This window comes from Calditrichota bacterium, assembly GCA_020637445.1.
Classification (GTDB): Bacteria; Electryoneota; RPQS01; order RPQS01; family RPQS01; genus JABWCQ01.
The window spans coordinates 1,526,458-1,542,809 of the sequence record JACJVZ010000001.1; the positions used below are offsets into that span (position 1 = coordinate 1,526,458).

General features: G+C 54.2%; 16 protein-coding genes and 2 tRNA genes. 4 read left to right on the forward strand and 14 right to left on the reverse strand.

Annotated features, from left to right (window positions below; genetic code table 11):
* Positions 1-21: 21 nt before the first annotated feature.
* The 3 genes from H6507_06420 to H6507_06430 all read left to right on the forward strand — a co-directional run bounded on the left by H6507_06420 (position 22) and on the right by H6507_06430 (position 1,439).
* Positions 22-94: transfer RNA gene (locus H6507_06420), tRNA-Lys, on the forward strand.
* Between the two features lie 87 nt (positions 95-181).
* Positions 182-1,180: an HD domain-containing protein gene (locus H6507_06425; GenBank protein ID MCB9368722.1), complete on the forward strand. Its 999-nt coding sequence runs from the start codon at positions 182-184 to the stop codon at positions 1,178-1,180.
* A 64-nt stretch (positions 1,181-1,244) separates the two neighbouring features.
* Positions 1,245-1,439 carry a hypothetical protein gene (locus H6507_06430; GenBank protein ID MCB9368723.1) on the forward strand — a complete coding sequence of 65 codons (195 nt, stop codon included), beginning with the start codon at positions 1,245-1,247 and terminating at the stop codon, positions 1,437-1,439.
* Positions 1,440-1,486: 47 nt separating this feature from the next.
* Here H6507_06430 and H6507_06435 read toward each other — a convergent pair whose 3' ends face one another.
* The 6 genes from H6507_06435 to H6507_06460 all read right to left on the reverse strand — a co-directional run bounded on the left by H6507_06435 (position 1,487) and on the right by H6507_06460 (position 7,367).
* Entirely contained in the window at positions 1,487-2,203 is a 717-nt protein-coding gene (locus H6507_06435; GenBank protein MCB9368724.1) for a 16S rRNA (uracil(1498)-N(3))-methyltransferase, read from the reverse strand.
* On the reverse strand, positions 2,197-4,005 hold the full coding sequence (locus tag H6507_06440) for a hypothetical protein (GenBank protein MCB9368725.1): 1,809 nt from the start codon (positions 4,003-4,005) through the stop codon (positions 2,197-2,199). Before H6507_06440 ends, H6507_06435 begins: the two co-directional genes overlap by 7 nt.
* 70 nt (positions 4,006-4,075) lie before the next feature.
* Positions 4,076-5,320: an ATP-dependent Clp protease ATP-binding subunit ClpX gene (gene clpX / locus H6507_06445; protein ID MCB9368726.1), complete on the reverse strand. Its 1,245-nt coding sequence runs from the start codon at positions 5,318-5,320 to the stop codon at positions 4,076-4,078.
* Complete coding sequence (gene clpP / locus H6507_06450) at positions 5,320-5,940, reverse strand: ATP-dependent Clp endopeptidase proteolytic subunit ClpP (protein MCB9368727.1); 621 nt, start codon at positions 5,938-5,940, stop codon at positions 5,320-5,322. The genes clpX and clpP overlap by 1 nt, the downstream gene beginning before the upstream one ends.
* Positions 5,941-5,946: 6 nt before the next feature.
* On the reverse strand, positions 5,947-7,260 hold the full coding sequence (gene tig / locus H6507_06455; protein ID MCB9368728.1) for a trigger factor: 1,314 nt from the start codon (positions 7,258-7,260) through the stop codon (positions 5,947-5,949).
* Positions 7,261-7,283: 23 nt separating this feature from the next.
* Positions 7,284-7,367: transfer RNA gene (locus H6507_06460), tRNA-Leu, on the reverse strand.
* Between the two features lie 141 nt (positions 7,368-7,508).
* Here H6507_06460 and H6507_06465 point away from each other — a divergent pair.
* Positions 7,509-8,663: an MFS transporter gene (locus H6507_06465; GenBank protein ID MCB9368729.1), complete on the forward strand. Its 1,155-nt coding sequence runs from the start codon at positions 7,509-7,511 to the stop codon at positions 8,661-8,663.
* A gap of 78 nt (positions 8,664-8,741) precedes the next feature.
* On the opposite strand, the gene fbp is transcribed toward H6507_06465, so the two are convergent.
* From fbp to H6507_06505, 8 genes are read right to left on the reverse strand one after another with little or no spacing between them, the layout of a single operon-like run.
* Positions 8,742-9,773, reverse strand: a complete 1,032-nt coding sequence (gene fbp, locus H6507_06470; protein MCB9368730.1) for a class 1 fructose-bisphosphatase — start codon at positions 9,771-9,773, stop codon at positions 8,742-8,744.
* Between the two features lie 2 nt (positions 9,774-9,775).
* Entirely contained in the window at positions 9,776-10,408 is a 633-nt protein-coding gene (locus tag H6507_06475) for an HAD family phosphatase (protein ID MCB9368731.1), read from the reverse strand.
* Positions 10,405-11,781, reverse strand: coding sequence for a tryptophanase (locus tag H6507_06480; GenBank protein ID MCB9368732.1), 1,377 nt, complete (start codon positions 11,779-11,781; stop codon positions 10,405-10,407). The genes H6507_06475 and H6507_06480 overlap by 4 nt, the downstream gene beginning before the upstream one ends.
* Before the next feature lie 16 nt (positions 11,782-11,797).
* Positions 11,798-13,306, reverse strand: coding sequence for a glycosyltransferase family 39 protein (locus H6507_06485; GenBank protein MCB9368733.1), 1,509 nt, complete (start codon positions 13,304-13,306; stop codon positions 11,798-11,800).
* The gene (locus H6507_06490) at positions 13,303-13,977 is read right to left on the reverse strand and encodes a pyridoxine 5'-phosphate synthase (GenBank protein ID MCB9368734.1); all 675 of its coding nucleotides are present in this window, start codon (positions 13,975-13,977) and stop codon (positions 13,303-13,305) included. Before H6507_06490 ends, H6507_06485 begins: the two co-directional genes overlap by 4 nt.
* The gene (gene coaD / locus H6507_06495; GenBank protein MCB9368735.1) at positions 13,974-14,462 is read right to left on the reverse strand and encodes a pantetheine-phosphate adenylyltransferase; all 489 of its coding nucleotides are present in this window, start codon (positions 14,460-14,462) and stop codon (positions 13,974-13,976) included. Before coaD ends, H6507_06490 begins: the two co-directional genes overlap by 4 nt.
* On the reverse strand, positions 14,459-14,887 hold the full coding sequence (locus H6507_06500) for an ATP-binding protein (protein ID MCB9368736.1): 429 nt from the start codon (positions 14,885-14,887) through the stop codon (positions 14,459-14,461). The genes coaD and H6507_06500 overlap by 4 nt, the downstream gene beginning before the upstream one ends.
* Positions 14,871-16,352, reverse strand: a complete 1,482-nt coding sequence (locus H6507_06505; protein ID MCB9368737.1) for a SpoIIE family protein phosphatase — start codon at positions 16,350-16,352, stop codon at positions 14,871-14,873. The genes H6507_06500 and H6507_06505 overlap by 17 nt, the downstream gene beginning before the upstream one ends.

The window sequence follows — 16,352 nt, forward strand, 5'->3', positions numbered from 1 at the left end:
ATATGCAATGCAGCGACGGTTGAGAGCGTAGCTCAGTTGGTAGAGCACCGCCCTTTTAAGGCGATGGTCCCGGGTTCGAGCCCCGGCGCTCTCACGAAAAGACCCATGACAAGCAGTTGTCGTGGGTTTTTTGCATGGGGCACGGGCTTTGCGCTCTGAAAAGGGTCACACGAGGCTCGATATGTCAAGTAGTTTACTCGCAACAGAATCGCAAGTCGATTCACGCATTTACCACCCCGCTCCGTTGGCGACATTGCACGCGGATAAAGGGGCGCACTTTGACCTGTACCTTGGCGTTCCGACGCGAACGGGACAACGGTACGTGCTTTATAAATCCGCGGACTTGGACTTGACGGAACAGAAGCGAGTGGAGTTAATCGAGCGGGGAGTAAAGTTTCTCTATGTGGCGGACGAGGATGCGGGATCCTATTTCTCGTTTGTCGACCGGACTGTGGGAGACGTTTTGAACTCAGAAAGTTCGTCACCCGAAGAGAAGTCTAAGATTTTGTATCAAACGACTTCATCGTTAGTGCAAGCGACCTTTTCGCGTCCCGAGTCACCGGTGCTGATGAAAACGAACCGGACTTTGGTTGAACACACAGTGGACGCATTAGCCGCTGACCCGGCTTTGTTGCGGGCAATGGCAGGGACGTTTTCATTGGACTATTCGCTGTACACGCACGCGGTGCACGTCGCGACATTCGGAACGGCACTATTGATGGAGATCATGGGCACGGAAGCGCGCGTGAAAGAAGCCGCGATGGGATTTTTGCTTCACGACGTAGGGAAATGCCGGGTGCCGTCTCAGATATTACGGAAGACGGGAATTTTGACTTCGGTGGAAATGAAAGAAGTCGAGAAACATCCGGAGCACGGGGTCGCTTTAATGCAGCAGCACGAAGAAATCGGGAGCATTGCACTGGACATCATTCACTCTCATCACGAGAAATTGAACGGTCGCGGGTACCCGAGGAGGCTGCCTCCCGAAAAATTATCTTTGGAGACCCGTATTTGCACTATCATAGATATCTATGATGCTCTAACATCTCACCGCGTTTACAAACCGGCATTGCATGGGGTAGAAGCATTAACCCTTATGCGCGACAAGATGTACGAAGAGATTGACACGGGTCTGTTAAAACAACTGATACGCCTGCTCGGTCCGCACGACAATAAGTGACCGGTACTTAGCATTCGTCAAGTTCGCCTTGATTACGCCGATACTTAATGTGGAGGCAAGGCGAATGGATGAAATCAGGACCCGTCGCTTGGAAGACGAGCGACCCATCACGCGAGAACAATCGAACAGACTCGTTCCCGTCAACCGTCGCAAGGACGGGATGCTGTTCAGAGTAATCGCGGAACGCATCAAGACGGGTTACTACGAATCGACGCAAGTACTCAAAGAAATCGCCGACCGAATAGCTGGCACAAAATAAAAGGCCGAACGGAAGTTCGGCCTTTTCATTTGTTGTTAGTCCGACTACTACAGCGCTTCCAGTTCTCCGAGCAGAAACGTGAGTCCGGCAACGACCGCCGTTTCGCTGCGAAGCCTGCGGTTGCCGAGGCGAAAGACGTTGGCTTTGTGTTTCAGAACTTCAAACTCGGGATCGGCGAATCCGCCTTCGGGGCCGACAATCAGACAATGCGACTCCGGAGACGAGAGCACATAGGATGCCTCGTCAGTATCTAACTCAGGGTGTGCAACCCACAGTGTAGAATTTTGGTGCTCTCGCAGGGCATAGTCAAGGCTGTCGGAGATTCTGATATTCATCAGCCGGGCACGGCCGGTTTGTTTCGTCGCTTGGATTGCGACACGCTGGAGTTTCTCTACTTTGTTCTCCGAAAAAATTTCCTGACTTCTCGCCATCTTGACCCACCACAGTTCGCGCACACCCATTTGCACGGCAAAGGACACAACGTCCCGCGAGGCATTGCCTTGCAGGTTGCCGCAAATCACGGACAGATGAAAGACGGGTTCGCCGAATTCCGGGAGCGATTCAAGAATTTCGAGTTTGCCGTCGTTGTTCAGAAGCGATTTGTAGACCATGCCATTTCCGTCGGTGGCCATGATCTCGTCTCCCGCGCGCGCACGGCGGACGCGCGTCAGGTGGTGGAGTTCCGTTTCCGACAGTGTAATGATGCCGCCGGCAATCGTGCCGTCACCGAAGTATGCGAATTCGCCGTGATCTTGTCCTACCATGTTCTACCGGCCGTTAGTGATCCTGAAATGAAATCGCGGTCATCGCGGCCCAGCTCTTTTTGCATGACAAATTGGCCGCTGCCTTGCACAAACCACGAATGACCGAACCATTGAAGTCGCGCGATGGGTCCCCACGACTCAATATCCAAAACTCGCAATGGAGAATCGCCGGATTCAAAACGATCACTTTTGCGGCTGCTGTAAGCCAAACCGGCTCCCGCGAGTGATTTTGCCGTGAGCTTTCTGGTGAATTCGATCGCAGAGGAAAACACGTCGGTGCGGTCGCTGCGCTCTTCTTCAAATTGCTCCCAATAAAGACGGCCGAGCTCCTCACGCGACAGGTCCGCTTGCAGCGACACAGACCATCTCTCGACAAACTCGTACGCGACACTGTCTCCAATCGTGACTCTACGAAAAACGGTGGAACGAACTTGACGCGGATTCAACTCGAAATCGTAGGCTTGGTAGTTCGCGCTGATACGAAACTCAGGGACATGCAGAACCGTTTCGCTTGGCCGATGGACAAACCTCGAGGTCAGAAGAAAGAGCCTCGTCCAGCGGTTGTTGGCACTGTTGCGGCCATATATGTAAACGAGATGATTCAAATCGATCAGGGCCGTCACGTGCGCACGCAGTCCGGGAAAGACAGGAGCGCTGGCACCGGTTTCGAACCTCCACGTCAGCTCGTCGCGGTCGTCGAAATTCTGATCTGAGCGCGTGTCAAGCGTATATTTGCTGAAAGCGGCACGGGCACGCAGGTTGATTTTTCCCTGAGTCGACAAACCACGTACGGCGAGTTCAGTTTTTCGGCCACTTAAAATCTCACCGCGCACGGATTGGTTTACGTCGCGGACTCCGATGGAAAGTGCAGCAGAATGCAGGTTTCGTTCGACGGCAAGTTCCGTGTTCAGTCCGGACTCGAGTTCTTTAAGATCAGAAGCGCTGCCGCGGCGATCATCGAGGTGCGTGTCTTGATAGCGAATATCGCCCTCGCCACGGAGTACGGTTCCTTTGGCGATTTGATAAATCAATTCGTCCGACACCCGCATCAAGCGTTCTTCTCGCAACTGCGGCGGGACGGTTTCAGAAAGGAGCACGTCACGCTTGGTCCACGCCAAAGACACATCTACATTGTTGGAGGCTTCGTCGTAGTTTTGACGCAAGGCATAAACCAAGCCCGCGTCGGCGCCTTCGCGGCTGCCGGGAGCCTCGTAATCGAAGTGTGCTTCGGCCTCATGGCGAAGCTGGCGGGACGACTCCAAGTCAAACTCTCCGGAGTTCCACGTGCCGATACCGGATTGCGTAACACTCTCGCGGGTGTCTGAAACCGCACCGAAACTGTGCGAAGATTTTAGAGCGCGGTTCCATCGTGCAATCGGTCCGAAACCGGCGCGGACGAGATGAGATTTATTTTCCTGCGCGAAGGATTGCGCGCCTTGGCGGGGTTTGTCGACGTAATGCTGTCCGCTTGCTCCGCCCCAGATTGCGAATTTCCTATCGAGCTTTCTCGAAACTGAGGAGTTCCAACGTACATCGTGACGCACGCGGCCTTCGCTCGAAAGTCCTCGCGAAATTCCGGTGATCCAATCGGTGTGAAAATTCGCTCTTGTTTTTGCCGGAAGCAAGAACTCAAAGCGGGCCGTGCCCAACCAACGAGTCAATTCGGCTCCCTCCTCCCAACGCAGCGCGGCGGAATCACGCAGCGCTTCGGTCGGCGGAGGAGCGGGCACGGCGGCCCACACGCTCGAAAAAATCGCCGTGCAAAACGTGAAAACGAGATTTGCGAGAGTGGGATTGCGCATAAAAGAAACGGCGTGACAACACGTCAATGTCGTCACGCCGAGGAAGGAAAATCGGACGGAGAAAGCGCCGCTACGCGCTCTTCTTTTTCAACTCGACGAAACGCGCGGGTTTCTTTTCGACGACGGTGTCCGCACCAATGACGACTTCACCGATGTCTTTGCGGCTGGGAATTTCGAAGAACGCATCCATCAGCGCATCTTCGGCAATGGCACGCAGCGCACGCGCGCCGGTTTTGCGGCGGCGGCCCTCGCGAATGATGGCCAGAAGCGCATCTTCTTCAAACGTGAGCTTGACACCTTCCATCTCGAAGAGACGGGTGTACTGTTTGACCAACGCGTTACGCGGCTCAAGCAGAATGCGCATCATGGCTTCGTCAGAAAGCGGCTCAAGCACAGAGACGACGGGCAGACGGCCAATCAGTTCGGGAATCAAACCGTAAGCATTCAAGTCCTCGAAACTGACTTTCTTGACGACGTACTCGTCGGTCGCGTCATCAACATCATTGCCTACCCCGAAGCCCATGGGGAACTTGGCGACGCGGCTGCGGACAATTTTTTCGAGTCCCTCAAACGCACCGCCCAGAATAAACATGATGTTTTTGGTGTTCATTTGAATGAACTTTTGCTCGGGGTGTTTGCGTCCACCCTGCGGCGGCAAATTGGCTACGGTGCCTTCGAGAATTTTCAGAAGAGCCTGCTGAACGCCTTCGCCCGACACGTCGCGTGTGATGGACATGTTAGGATCTTTGCGCGCAATCTTGTCGATTTCGTCGATGTAGATGATGCCCATTTCCGCGCGCGTGACGTCGTAGTCCGCGTTTTGCAGGAGTCGCACGAGCACATTTTCGACGTCTTCACCCACGTAGCCCGCTTCGGTCAGCGTAGTCGCATCGGCGATGGCAAAAGGGACGTGAAGAAAGCGTGCCATGGTTTGTGCGAGCAAGGTCTTCCCTGTTCCGGTCGGGCCGATCAGAAGAATATTCGACTTCTCAATTTCGACATCGGAAGTTTGATCGGAGCCGGCAACACGCTTGTAGTGATTGTAGACGGCCACAGAGATCTTGCGCTTGGCGTCGTCTTGCCCGATGATATACTCATCGAGTTTGCGTTTCATTTCCTTGGGAGTCGGGAACTCGGCAAGATTGATACTCTTGCGGCCGGCGCGGGACATGGCCACGATTTGATGGGCATGTTCGACGCACACATCGCAGATGGCAATGCCGTCTTGATGCTTGATGAGCGTAGCAACTTGATTTTCGCCGCGTCCGCAGAAAGAACAGACGTGCTCAAATCTCTGTTCCGTGGTGTCATTCATTACTTTTTACCGCCGCGGGGGAAAATGATTTCGTCAACGATACCGTACTCTTTCGCTTCTTCGGCAGACATGAAGTAGTTGCGGTCGGTGTCCTGCTCGATTTTCGAGAGGGCTTGTCCCGTATGATATGACAAGCGCTCGTTCAGACGTTCGCGCATCTTGAGAATTTCCTTGGCCATGATGTCGATATCGGAGGCCTGTCCCTGCGCGCCTCCGAGAGGCTGGTGAATCATGACTCGCGCATTGGGGAGAATACTCCGCTTGCCTTTGGCACCGGCCGCGAGCAGGAACGCACCCATCGATGCCGCTTGACCGATACAAATTGTGGCGATGTCGGGCTTGACGTGCTGCATGGTATCGTAAATGGCGAGGCCCGCCGTCACAACGCCGCCGGGGCTGTTGATGTACAGGCTGATATCTTTCTCGGGATCTTCGGCAGCGAGGAAAATCAACTGCGCAACGACCAAACTTGCGATGTGATCATCAATCGGCGTGCTGACGATGATGATGCGTTCTTTGAGCAGGCGGGAATAGATATCGAACGCGCGTTCGCCGCGGCCCGTCTGCTCGACGACCATGGGGACAAGAGCCATGGAATATTTATCTCCTATTTCAGACATCTTATGCTAATCTGTAACGATTTTGGAAGGTTCCGTACGGCCTTCGAATTCCGCGAGTGAGACGGGAACCCGACTTAGCTTCACGTTGTTCTCCAAGTGACTGAGCACTTTGCGTTCCTGCACGTCGTCGTTAATCTGCTGGAACTGATCGGGCGTCAAACGCTTACGAAAATCATCGAGCAGTTCGTCTTCGACAGTTGCGAGGGTGGCAAGTTCTTGATCGATTTCTTCGTTGGTGGCGCGAAGTCCGAAATCCTGAATCAACTTGTTGCGCAGGAGGTACCAGCGCAGGGTCCAAGTCGCGGACGGACGGTAGTCTTCACGGAATTTCTTGAGCGCCTCGGGATCCGGCTTATTCTTGGAGTTGTGCGCGGCTTCGTCGACCATGCGATCCAAGTAATTTTCCAGCATTCGCGGCGGAACTTCAAAAGCGGTCCGCTTCATCAGTTCTTCGGCCAGCGCACGGAACATTTGCTGTTTGGCGGCATGTCCTGCGCGGGCCTCGATATAGTTTTTCATGTCGCGGCGCAGGTCATCGAGCGATTCCAAATTGGGATTGACCGACTTGGCGAACTCATCATCCAATTCCGGCAGTTCTTTCTGCTGGATATTGCGAATGGTCAATTGAGCATGCAGGGGAGCTTGATTGCTTTCGTCACTGCGCCGAAAGGACACGTTGACCGACTGGTCACAGGCGACGCCCGTGACTTTTGATGCAAACTCCTCGCCAAACTGCTGGCGGCTCATATCGACAGAGACATCTTTTTGAGAGCGACCGACAATTGCCACGCCGGATTCGTCAAGTTCCTGCAGATCGAAGGTGATCACAGAGTGTTCGTTGACAGGATTCTCAGAGGGAACTAACACTGCTTGGGACTCGCGCAAGCTGTCGATAGCAGTGTCGACGTCGGTTTCGTCGGCTTGGGGCTCTTTTAGCTCGACTTCGACCTCTGACAGTTCAGGCAAGGCGATTTCCGGCAGAATTTCGACAATGACCTTAAAGGTCAGTGGTTGTCCGGGTTCGAAATGGATTTCGCTCATTTCGCCGGGGGAAATCGGGTAGATTTTCTCCTGATCCAAGGCTGAGCGGTAGGCATCCTGCAGGACCCGCTGGACGGTGTCCTCGGTAACGGCAGGTCCGAACCTCTGGACCACGACATTACGGGGAACTTTGCCGGGTCTGAATCCGGGGAACTTAGCCTGACTTGCGACGGCGCTTAGATTTCGCTCGAGTTCGAGTTTCATGAACTCTGCAGGGACGGCGACTTTTAGCTCGACCTGAACATCGTTAAGTTTACTATTTTCAACACTTATATCCAACACATCCTCCGAAGAAAAACTCGTGCGAAAGGGGGGACTCGAACCCCCACATCCTTCCGGATACCAGAACCTAAATCTGGCGCGTCTGCCAGTTCCGCCACTCTCGCGCCTAAGACACCAAAATACAAATTCATAAGGGTGAAGTCAAGCGACTGGTAAGGTGGTTTTGGGTGGGTCACGGCAGATTTTTCCTTTACAATCAGCCATAACTTCAGTACATTTGCGGATTCGGCAACCGCCTGAACTCTATGAACGCAAAACTCGGCATACTGTTCCTGACAATATTTATCGATCTGCTTGGATTCGGGCTGATCATTCCGGCGTTGCCGTTTTATGCAGAGAGTTACGGAGCGAGCTATATAGTCATCGGACTGCTCTCTGCCTCGTATTCACTCATGCACTTTTTGTTTTCTCCGTTGTGGGGAAGACTATCCGATCGAATTGGCCGACGTCCGGTGATGCTGATTGGCCTGGCGGGCTCGGCGGTTGCGTTTCTGATGTTCGGATTGGCGAAGTCGCTGTTCATGCTCTTCGCGGCGCGATTGTTGTCGGGAATTTTGTCGAGCGCGACGTTGCCGACCGCGCAGGCTTACATCGCGGATACGACATCCGTAGAAGACCGCGCGAAAGGCATGGGGCTGATTGGAGCGGCGTTTGGATTAGGATTTATTTTTGGACCGGCGTTGGGTGGAGTGTTGACGAAGTACGGGTACGGATTTCCTGCCTTAGTGGCCTCGGGGCTATCTACGTTGAATTTCATTTGGGCGGTGTGGAAACTGCCGGAGACCCTGACGCGCACGTCTCATGAAAGTGAACGGAAGCTGCTTTCAATGACTGCGCTTCGTGACGTGTTTTCACTTCCGATGCTGGCTGTGTTGGTGGGAATTTTCTTTGTGCAGGTGTATGCTTTTTCGCAGATGGAAGCGACGTTTGCGCTCTTCAGCGAGCATAGACTGGGACTTGACGCTGTGCACGTCGGATGGATTTTGACCGAAGTGGGAGTCATTTCGGCGATCATTCAAGGGGGCATGATGGGGAAACTGGTGCGCAGATTCGGAGAAGCGAAACTTGCGCGCACGGGTCTTGTGGTGATGGCGGTGGGCTTGATTGCAACGGGGCTCGTGATGACAACCCTGCAAATGATCTTAGCGGTTCCGCTTCTGGCCGTGGGGTCAGCCTTGACGACACCGACATTGACCGCACTGATATCAAAATCCGCGCCGCCGGAAAAGCAGGGCCTGACGATGGGAACATCGCAGTCTCTCGGCGCACTCGCCCGGGTTTTGGGTCCGCCGTCAGGAACGGGACTGTTCCAGTTTTTTGGAACGTCCGCTCCATTCTTGGCAGGCGGATTGTTGATGGCGGGAGTTTCGGTTGTGCGTATTCACAAACCTTCCGATTAGACCGCCTCTGACAGGACAATAAAAAAAGGCCCGGAGCAATCCGGGCCTTTTCTCTTTTCCATTTGCAGTGGATAGAGGCTACTTGTCGTATTGCTTGATGAAGCTCAGCAGTTCTTCGACATTTTCGCGCGACCCGACGAACAATGGGACACGTTCGTGCAGTTCTGTGGGCAAGACGTCGAGAATGGACTGCTTGCCGGTCGACGACAAGCCTCCCGCCTGCTCGACGACCATCGACATCGGCGAGGCTTCATAGAGCAAACGCAATTTGCCGCGCGGATGTGACGGGTCTTTGCGGTCGAGCGGGTACATAAAGATGCCGCCATACAAGAGTGTGCGGTGCACGTCCGCAATCATAGAACCGATGTAGCGCAAGGAATAGGGTTTGCCTTTTTCTTTGTCCGGAGTCATGACGTGGTCGATGTACTTTTTGACGCCTTCGCTCCAGAAGTGATAATTTCCCATATTCACGCTGAAGTATTTGCCGTGGTTGGGCATTCTCATATTGGGATGCGAAAGAAGAAACTCGCCGAGCGAAGGTTCGAGCGTAAAGCCGTCAACTCCATGGCCCGTGGTGTAGACCATCATAGTGGATGAACCATAGACAATGTATCCGGCCACGACTTGCTTGCGTCCTTCTTGCAGGAGATCTTCTTCGGTGCCGGGAGTTTCGTCGGGCGACACGCGTTTGTGAATCGAGAAGATGGTCCCGACGTTGATGTTGGCGTCAATGTTCGAACTGCCGTCGAGCGGATCGAAGGCCAACGTGTATTTCCCGTACTTGAATTCCGACGGAATGGGAATCATTTTTTCGCGTTCTTCCGAAGCCATGCAACAGAGCACGCCGGCGTGATCCATCGCCCTGTAGATCATGTCATTGGATATCTCGTCGAGCTTTTGGACGGTTTCGCCCTGTACGTTGGTGTGTCCGGTCGAACCGAGAATATCGGAAAGTCCGGCGCTGCGGACTTCTTTGGTGATTTGTTTTGCCGCGAACGCAAGCTGGTGCATCAAACGAGTCAATTCGCCCGTGGCTTCGGGATGCTTGGCTTGTTGATCGATAAAATGACGTTCAATTGTAGAAGTAGGAGAACCCATTGTACGCCTCATGATTATAGAAGAGAAAGGAAGTCCGAGAAGTTATGAATAACGTGGTCGGCTTCTTTCAAGTATTTCGGTGGTAAGGTAGTCGTAATGGCCGCGGTACGGAGTCCCGCAGCTTTTGAGGATTGAATGCCGAGTGGAGCATTTTCGAGAACGAGACACTCTTCCGCTTGCAAACCTGATCCGGCGAGAGCGGTCGTGTACGGGTCAGGCGCGGGCTTGCCTTTGGCATAGTCGGCCGGAGTGTAGATATTGCGGAAGAGGGCAAATTCCGCTTGCGTGAGCACCGCGTCCATGTTGCTGCGAATGGAACCTGTGACGATGTCGCAGGCAATGCCGCGATTCCGCAGTTCACCGACGAGATCAGCGGCTTCGGGAATCAAACCGGCAGGAGCCTGCGAACGATACAGCGCACGTTTGCGCTCGATCAACTCGAACTGCTCATCCGTCGAGTAATTGACGCCGTTTTCGGCAAGCAGACGTGAAATGGTGTCTTCGGCTTTTTCGCCTTCGTGGAGCTGGAAGTACAAGTCGTCGAGTTGCACGCCGATTTCGCCCAAAATTTTGCTCCACGCCAAAACGTGAGCGGGCATGGAATCAATCAGAGTGCCGTCGAAGTCAAAGAATACAGCTTTAATCATTCGTCCACTTCTTCCAGTCTTGCCGTGAAGTGACGCAGGACCGGGGCTTCGTAGGTTAATCTCATTCCTTTAATGGAATGGCGGGATTTGAACAACTCGACGATGGATTCAGCGACGTACGTCATGTGCGCAGTTGTGTAGACGCGGCGCGGAATCGCCAAGCGGACAAGTTCGAGCGGCGGTCCGACGTGCTTTCCGGTCTTGGAATCAATATGTCCGAACATCAGCGAGCCGATTTCGACGCCGCGAATACCGGCTTCGCGATAGAGCGCGGTCGTCAGAGCGACACCGGGGAATTTTTCGGGCGGGATATGGTCGCAGAATGCTTTTGCGTCAATGAAGACGGCGTGTCCGCCAACGGGCCGCACAATTGAAATCCCGGCATCGAGCAACATGTCACCGAGATAGCGCACTTGCGCCGTGCGGTATTGCAAGTAGTCAAGTTCCATTCCTTCGTACAAACCTACGGCGACGGCTTCAAGGTCGCGGCCTGCGAGTCCGCCGTATGTCGGGAAACCTTCGATCAAAATGAGCATTTGCTGAAGTTTGCGCGCAAGCTCGACGTCGTTCATTGCGATGAAGCCGCCGATGTTTACGAGAGCATCTTTCTTGGCGGACATCCAACAGCCGTCGGCATGACTGAACATCTCGCGGGCAATTTCGATGATGGTTTTGCCTTTGTAGCCGGGCTCATATTCGTGAATGAACCAACAGTTTTCGGCGAAACGCGCGCAATCGATGAAGAACGGAACTCCGTATTGTTTGCAAATGCGGGATGTCGCAAGGATATTTTCCATCGAAACGGGTTGACCGCCGGCGGAGTTGTTGGTGACGGTCATCACGACGAGCGGAATGTTGTCGCGATTGTTTTTCAAATTCTCTTCGAGCAAGGCGACATTCATGTTGCCTTTCCAGAGCTTTCCGAGCTGCGGATCGAGAGCTTCTTTGACGGGCAAGTCGAGCGCTTCAGCGCCGTTCATTTCGACATTGGCGCGGGTCGTATCGAAGTGAGTGTTGGAAATAACGGTTTTGCCTTCGGTGCAAATCGTGGAGAACAAAAGGTTCTCCGCGACACGGCCTTGGTGCGTGGGTGTGATAAAAGGAAATCCGGTAATGTCGCGGACGGCGGCTTCGAACTTGAAATAGCTTTTGGAGCCGGCATAACTTTCATCTCCGATCATCAGGCCGGCCCATTGCTGGTCGCTCATGGCGCCCGTGCCGCTGTCGGTCAGAAGGTCGACGTAAATGGCATCGGCAGGGATCAAGAAGACATTCAGACCCGCGCGTTCGAGAAGTTCGACACGCTCATCGCGCGTGGTGCGACGGATTTTTTCAACGACTTTTATGCGGAAAGGTTCTGCTGGGAAACGCATGGATAGAATTGGCTAATCAGTGTATGTCAGTATTCAGAGAATAAATTGCGATCGAACCGACTTGCGCGGCGGGTTTGTAGTTGGCAACGACGAATTGGGCAAGCGCAGGGTAGTTCGTGAGCGGATAGTCGGCAAAGGAATAGGGGTTATCGACGAGAAAAGTCAAGTCAAAAATCAATTTGGGTTTGCTTGCCGTCAAATCTTCGACGAGCATTTGTTCGGCAACCGCGGAATAGTTTTCACGCGGCGACGTGGAACCCGCGGAGTATCCCGTGACATAGTGGCACAAGAAGTCACGCGCGGCGGGCAGTCTGTTTGAGAAAAAGTAGATCTGCGGGCAATATCCCCAGACGAAAATCGACTGGTCCGGACTGGAGTTTTGTTTTGCGTAATCGGCTAATTCAATTTCCAATCCGGATCCTGCCAAGGATGCGGAAGACACTCCCCGGGGCGGCGCTGAAGTGTCCCAATAGCGCCAGAAGGGAAAGTGCAGAAAAGCGACGACGACCCCTCCGACGATTGCGGCGCGCGCGAGCAGACGAGTCTTGTTGTTCAGGAATAGCTTGCGCAGGCCCACCGCACTCAGGATCGCCAATGCGGGCATAACCTGAATGTAGTAGTGGCCAAAGAAGCGCGCACCGGTCGCGACAGCCGCCGCGGAAACAACTAAGAACGTGACTGCAAGTTTGTTGCGGGCTCCAAGGGCGGCGAACAAACCAATCAAACTCAGCACAACCGGAACGACGGCCTGCAGAACGAACTCGCTCGTATTCAGATAGGCAGCCTGAAAGAAACCGGCAATACCAACGTCGCCTGAATATACAAAGGGATATCGAAACCACGAATCCAAAGCAACCGCAAGTCCGCCGTGCGCGGCATAGACTGCAAACACGGCAAGCCACGGCAGCAGAATCGAGACAAAGAACGTGCCTCGGGCACCGCGCGTGTTTGCGGACGGCAGGAACGGGACGACCAGTGCAAAGAGCAGTTCGCTTTGACGGTAAATGGACGCAACGCCAACCAGAATCCCGCAGAGTACAAAGTCGCGCGCATGTTTGGATTTTGCGGCGACGAAAAGAGCCGAAAGGGCGAGCACCATCGCGGGAAGCTCAGTATTCAGCGCGTGCAGATCGCGCGGCAATCCAAAGCTATTGGCAATCATAAAGAAACTCAACCCGGACATCCAATCGGGGACGTCAGGGAAGAATTCGCGCACGAGCCGCAGGGTTAGATACAGCAGCAACAACCACAGTGCGAACGCGACGATTTGGAGCGCAAGCAGACTTTGGCCGAACAGTGCAAAGATCAGATAGTAAAGCGAGACGATGCCGGGTGGCTTGGTCGACCCCAGCAAATCCACTCCGGGATAGAGTCCGTGGCCGAGCGCTTGCGCGGCGACCGCATATTCGGCTTCATCGACGTTGTAAAAGACGGGATCAAAGAGCGAGAACCGACAAATCAGAAATGCCGCCGAAAAAACGATCCAAGCGGACCAAAACGTAAAGCGCCCGTTCGGGCGCATCATCGTATCCAGCGATAGAAAGTTTCGACGGCGTGTTCCCATCCGTGCCGCAACGCAAGCGACCACAGCGTGGTCGTGGGGACGAGCTCATCGACACCTTCCAGTCCGGCAATCGACGGTGCAAAATGTCTATCCATCGCACCGTAGATCATAACACAGAGATTATTGCGGCTTGCCAGCATCGCGGCCGACGTAAGTCGCGCAAGTTCTTGCTCAGCTTCGGGGCGAGTTTCGGCCTTTTGCAAAGTTTCTGTTGAAAATGCGACCCAGTTGATTCGCGCACGGGCAGCAAGTTTCAGCATTTGAGGTTCGGGCTGAATCAGCGCGGCAACTTCTTGGTGCGTGCCGGTGATTTTTTCTTGCCACTCAGCGACCGCATCAAGTTTCGCGCAGGGCCTGCCGTCATCGGAAATCAAGAAGCGATCCGGAGCCGAACCCAACGCACTCAACGCATCGAGCTGATAGAGCGACGCATGGACACACAACAGCGGAAGGCCGGGACGGTCGAAACGATTCAAGCTATCTCGATGTCCCGTGTCGGCGGGGACACCGACGATAAGACCGTCCGCACCGGCCTTTGAGCAGGCATAGGCGACGTCCAGATCGTCAAGCGAAGGAACCAGCGCCGCAAGACGCGGCAACAGTTCAAGCGAAACAAAGATACGCGGTTTCACCCGCCGTTAATTCCATACTTCTTGCGCAAGGCGGCGGCCACATGCGGCTGAACAAAAGTTTCTATCGTTCCACCCAGTCGGGCGACTTCGCGGACGATTGAGCTGTTCAGATATGTGTATTGCTCGCTTGGCATCAGGAAGACCGTCGTGATTGCCGGAGCAAGTACTCTGTTGGCCAAGGCAATTTGAAACTCATAGTCAAAATCAGAGACGGCGCGCAAGCCGCGGATAATGGCGACGGCATTTTTGCTGCGGGCAAAATCGACCAACAATCCGCTGCACGTGTCAACGGAAACTCCGGGCAGGTGGGCCGTACTTTTTTGAATCATCTCTTTTCGCTCTTCGGAGGTGAAGAGCGGAGATTTCTGCGAGTGAATAGCCAGCGTGACGATAACTTGATCGAACAGTCCGACGGCACGTTCAATGACGTCGAGGTGGCCGTAAGTAACCGGGTCGAAAGTTCCGGGATAGATCGCGGTCTTCATTCCGTGGAATTCAGTTTCTTGAAGATTTCGATTTTCATACCATCGTGCAGCCGGGTGACTTTGACGTCGTCCATCATCGCGCGGACAATCAAGATGCCTCGGCCGTGGTCTTCGAGAATATTTTCGGGCGAAGTCGGATCGGGAATGGCCGCTGTTTCAAATCCGGGACCGTAGTCGCGCACGGAAACCATCAAACCATCTTCCCGACAACTCACTTGGATTTCAACCGGGATTTCAATTTGTTCCTTGTGCGCGTGCACAATGGCATTCATCACCAATTCGGTGACGCAGATGCCGATATCGGCGAGGGCGTCTTCGTTGAAGCCTAACCTGACAGCGCAGGACTCAACGAAGTCGTCCACTTTTTCGATCTGGTCGACCGATGAGGGGATATTCAGAACTTCGGTTTTATGCGGTTGGTTCATACTTCACCACAGACAGTGTAAGGTCATCCATCGTCGCGTCCGGCGCGTGGAACAAGTGAACGTCATGACTGATGCGCCGGGCCAATTCATGCGCGGTGAGATTAGAATATTTCTCCACCAATTCGGCAAGTCTGTCTTCACCGAATTCTTCGTCGGCATCGTTCTTGGTTTCGGTGACTCCGTCTGTATATAGAAGGAGCACGTCACCGGGAATCAGCTCGATTTGATCCTGTTGGTAGCCGGCATCGGGAAGCACACCCAAGATGGGGCCGCCGTTGGAGAGCCAGCGCGGGGGTTCGCCTTTGCGATAGAGCAGCGGCGGATTGTGTCCGGCATTGGCGAAAGTCAGCACGTTGTACTTGCGGTTCAAAACGCCGTAGAAGGCCGTCACGAAACTATCGGGGGGATTGGTTTCGACCAAGAACTCGTTAACGCGCTTCAGGATTACTTCGATGGCGTAGTGAGCTCGGGATTCGATGCGAATACAGGCGCGGAAATTGGCCATAAGCAACGCCGCTGCCACACCATGTCCGGCCACGTCACTCATGATGATTCCGAGATCGTCGTCGGTGATAGGAACGAAGTCATAGTAGTCACCACCGACTTCGCTGGACGGGAAGTTCATGCCGCCGAGATCGTATGGAGAGAAGCGCGGCATAACTTTGGGCAAAAAGCTCGTATGGATTCTGCGAGCGAGGGCAAGCTCTTCGCCGATTCTTTGAGTGTGCTGACGTTCGCGGTCGGCGCGGGCACGTTCGAGCGCGACTCCAGCATGGCTCGCGAAAGTCATCAGAGTTCTCAAATCGCGGTCGCTGAAGGCATCGAGTTTGTTGGATTCCAAATTGAACGCGCCGATCAGTTCATCGCGCACGAGAATCGGAACGGCAAGTTCTGACAACGTAGTCGGTCTGACTTGCACGTAGCGCGGGTCTTCGCGGACGTCAGGGACGTAAAGCGGTTTTCCGGAGAAAACCACTGTGGCGACGATGCCCTCCCCCTGCTTGACGCCTTCCTGGAATTTTGTATAGACGCGGCGGCGCTGGGAGCTGCCATAGCCCGCAAGCATATCGACTTCAATTTGCTGCATCTCTTTGTTGAAAACAAAGATACCGGCGGCATCGAAGTCCACGACATTCCTGAGTGACTCAAGAATTGCGCGCAGCACGTCGCGGATTTCGGCGGCACTGGACAGCCTCATGCTGACTTCCTGCAGGACGGCGTTTTCGTGCCGTTCGCGTTCGAACTCGGCCCGCAGTTTCAGATATTCCTCGGCGGTACCGATGGTCTGCAAGAGTTCCTGCAACTGAGTCAGCCGCTCGGGCGAAACGGCACCCGAGCGGCTTTCGCGAATCATGTCTTGAGCCAGACGTTCCAATTCGTCCAGTGACGCAAGCGGGCGCGCGAATTCCGCACCCGGATCGGAGTTTCCGGGCAGCCGGAAGTCTGGGACAAGGGTATCAAGCAA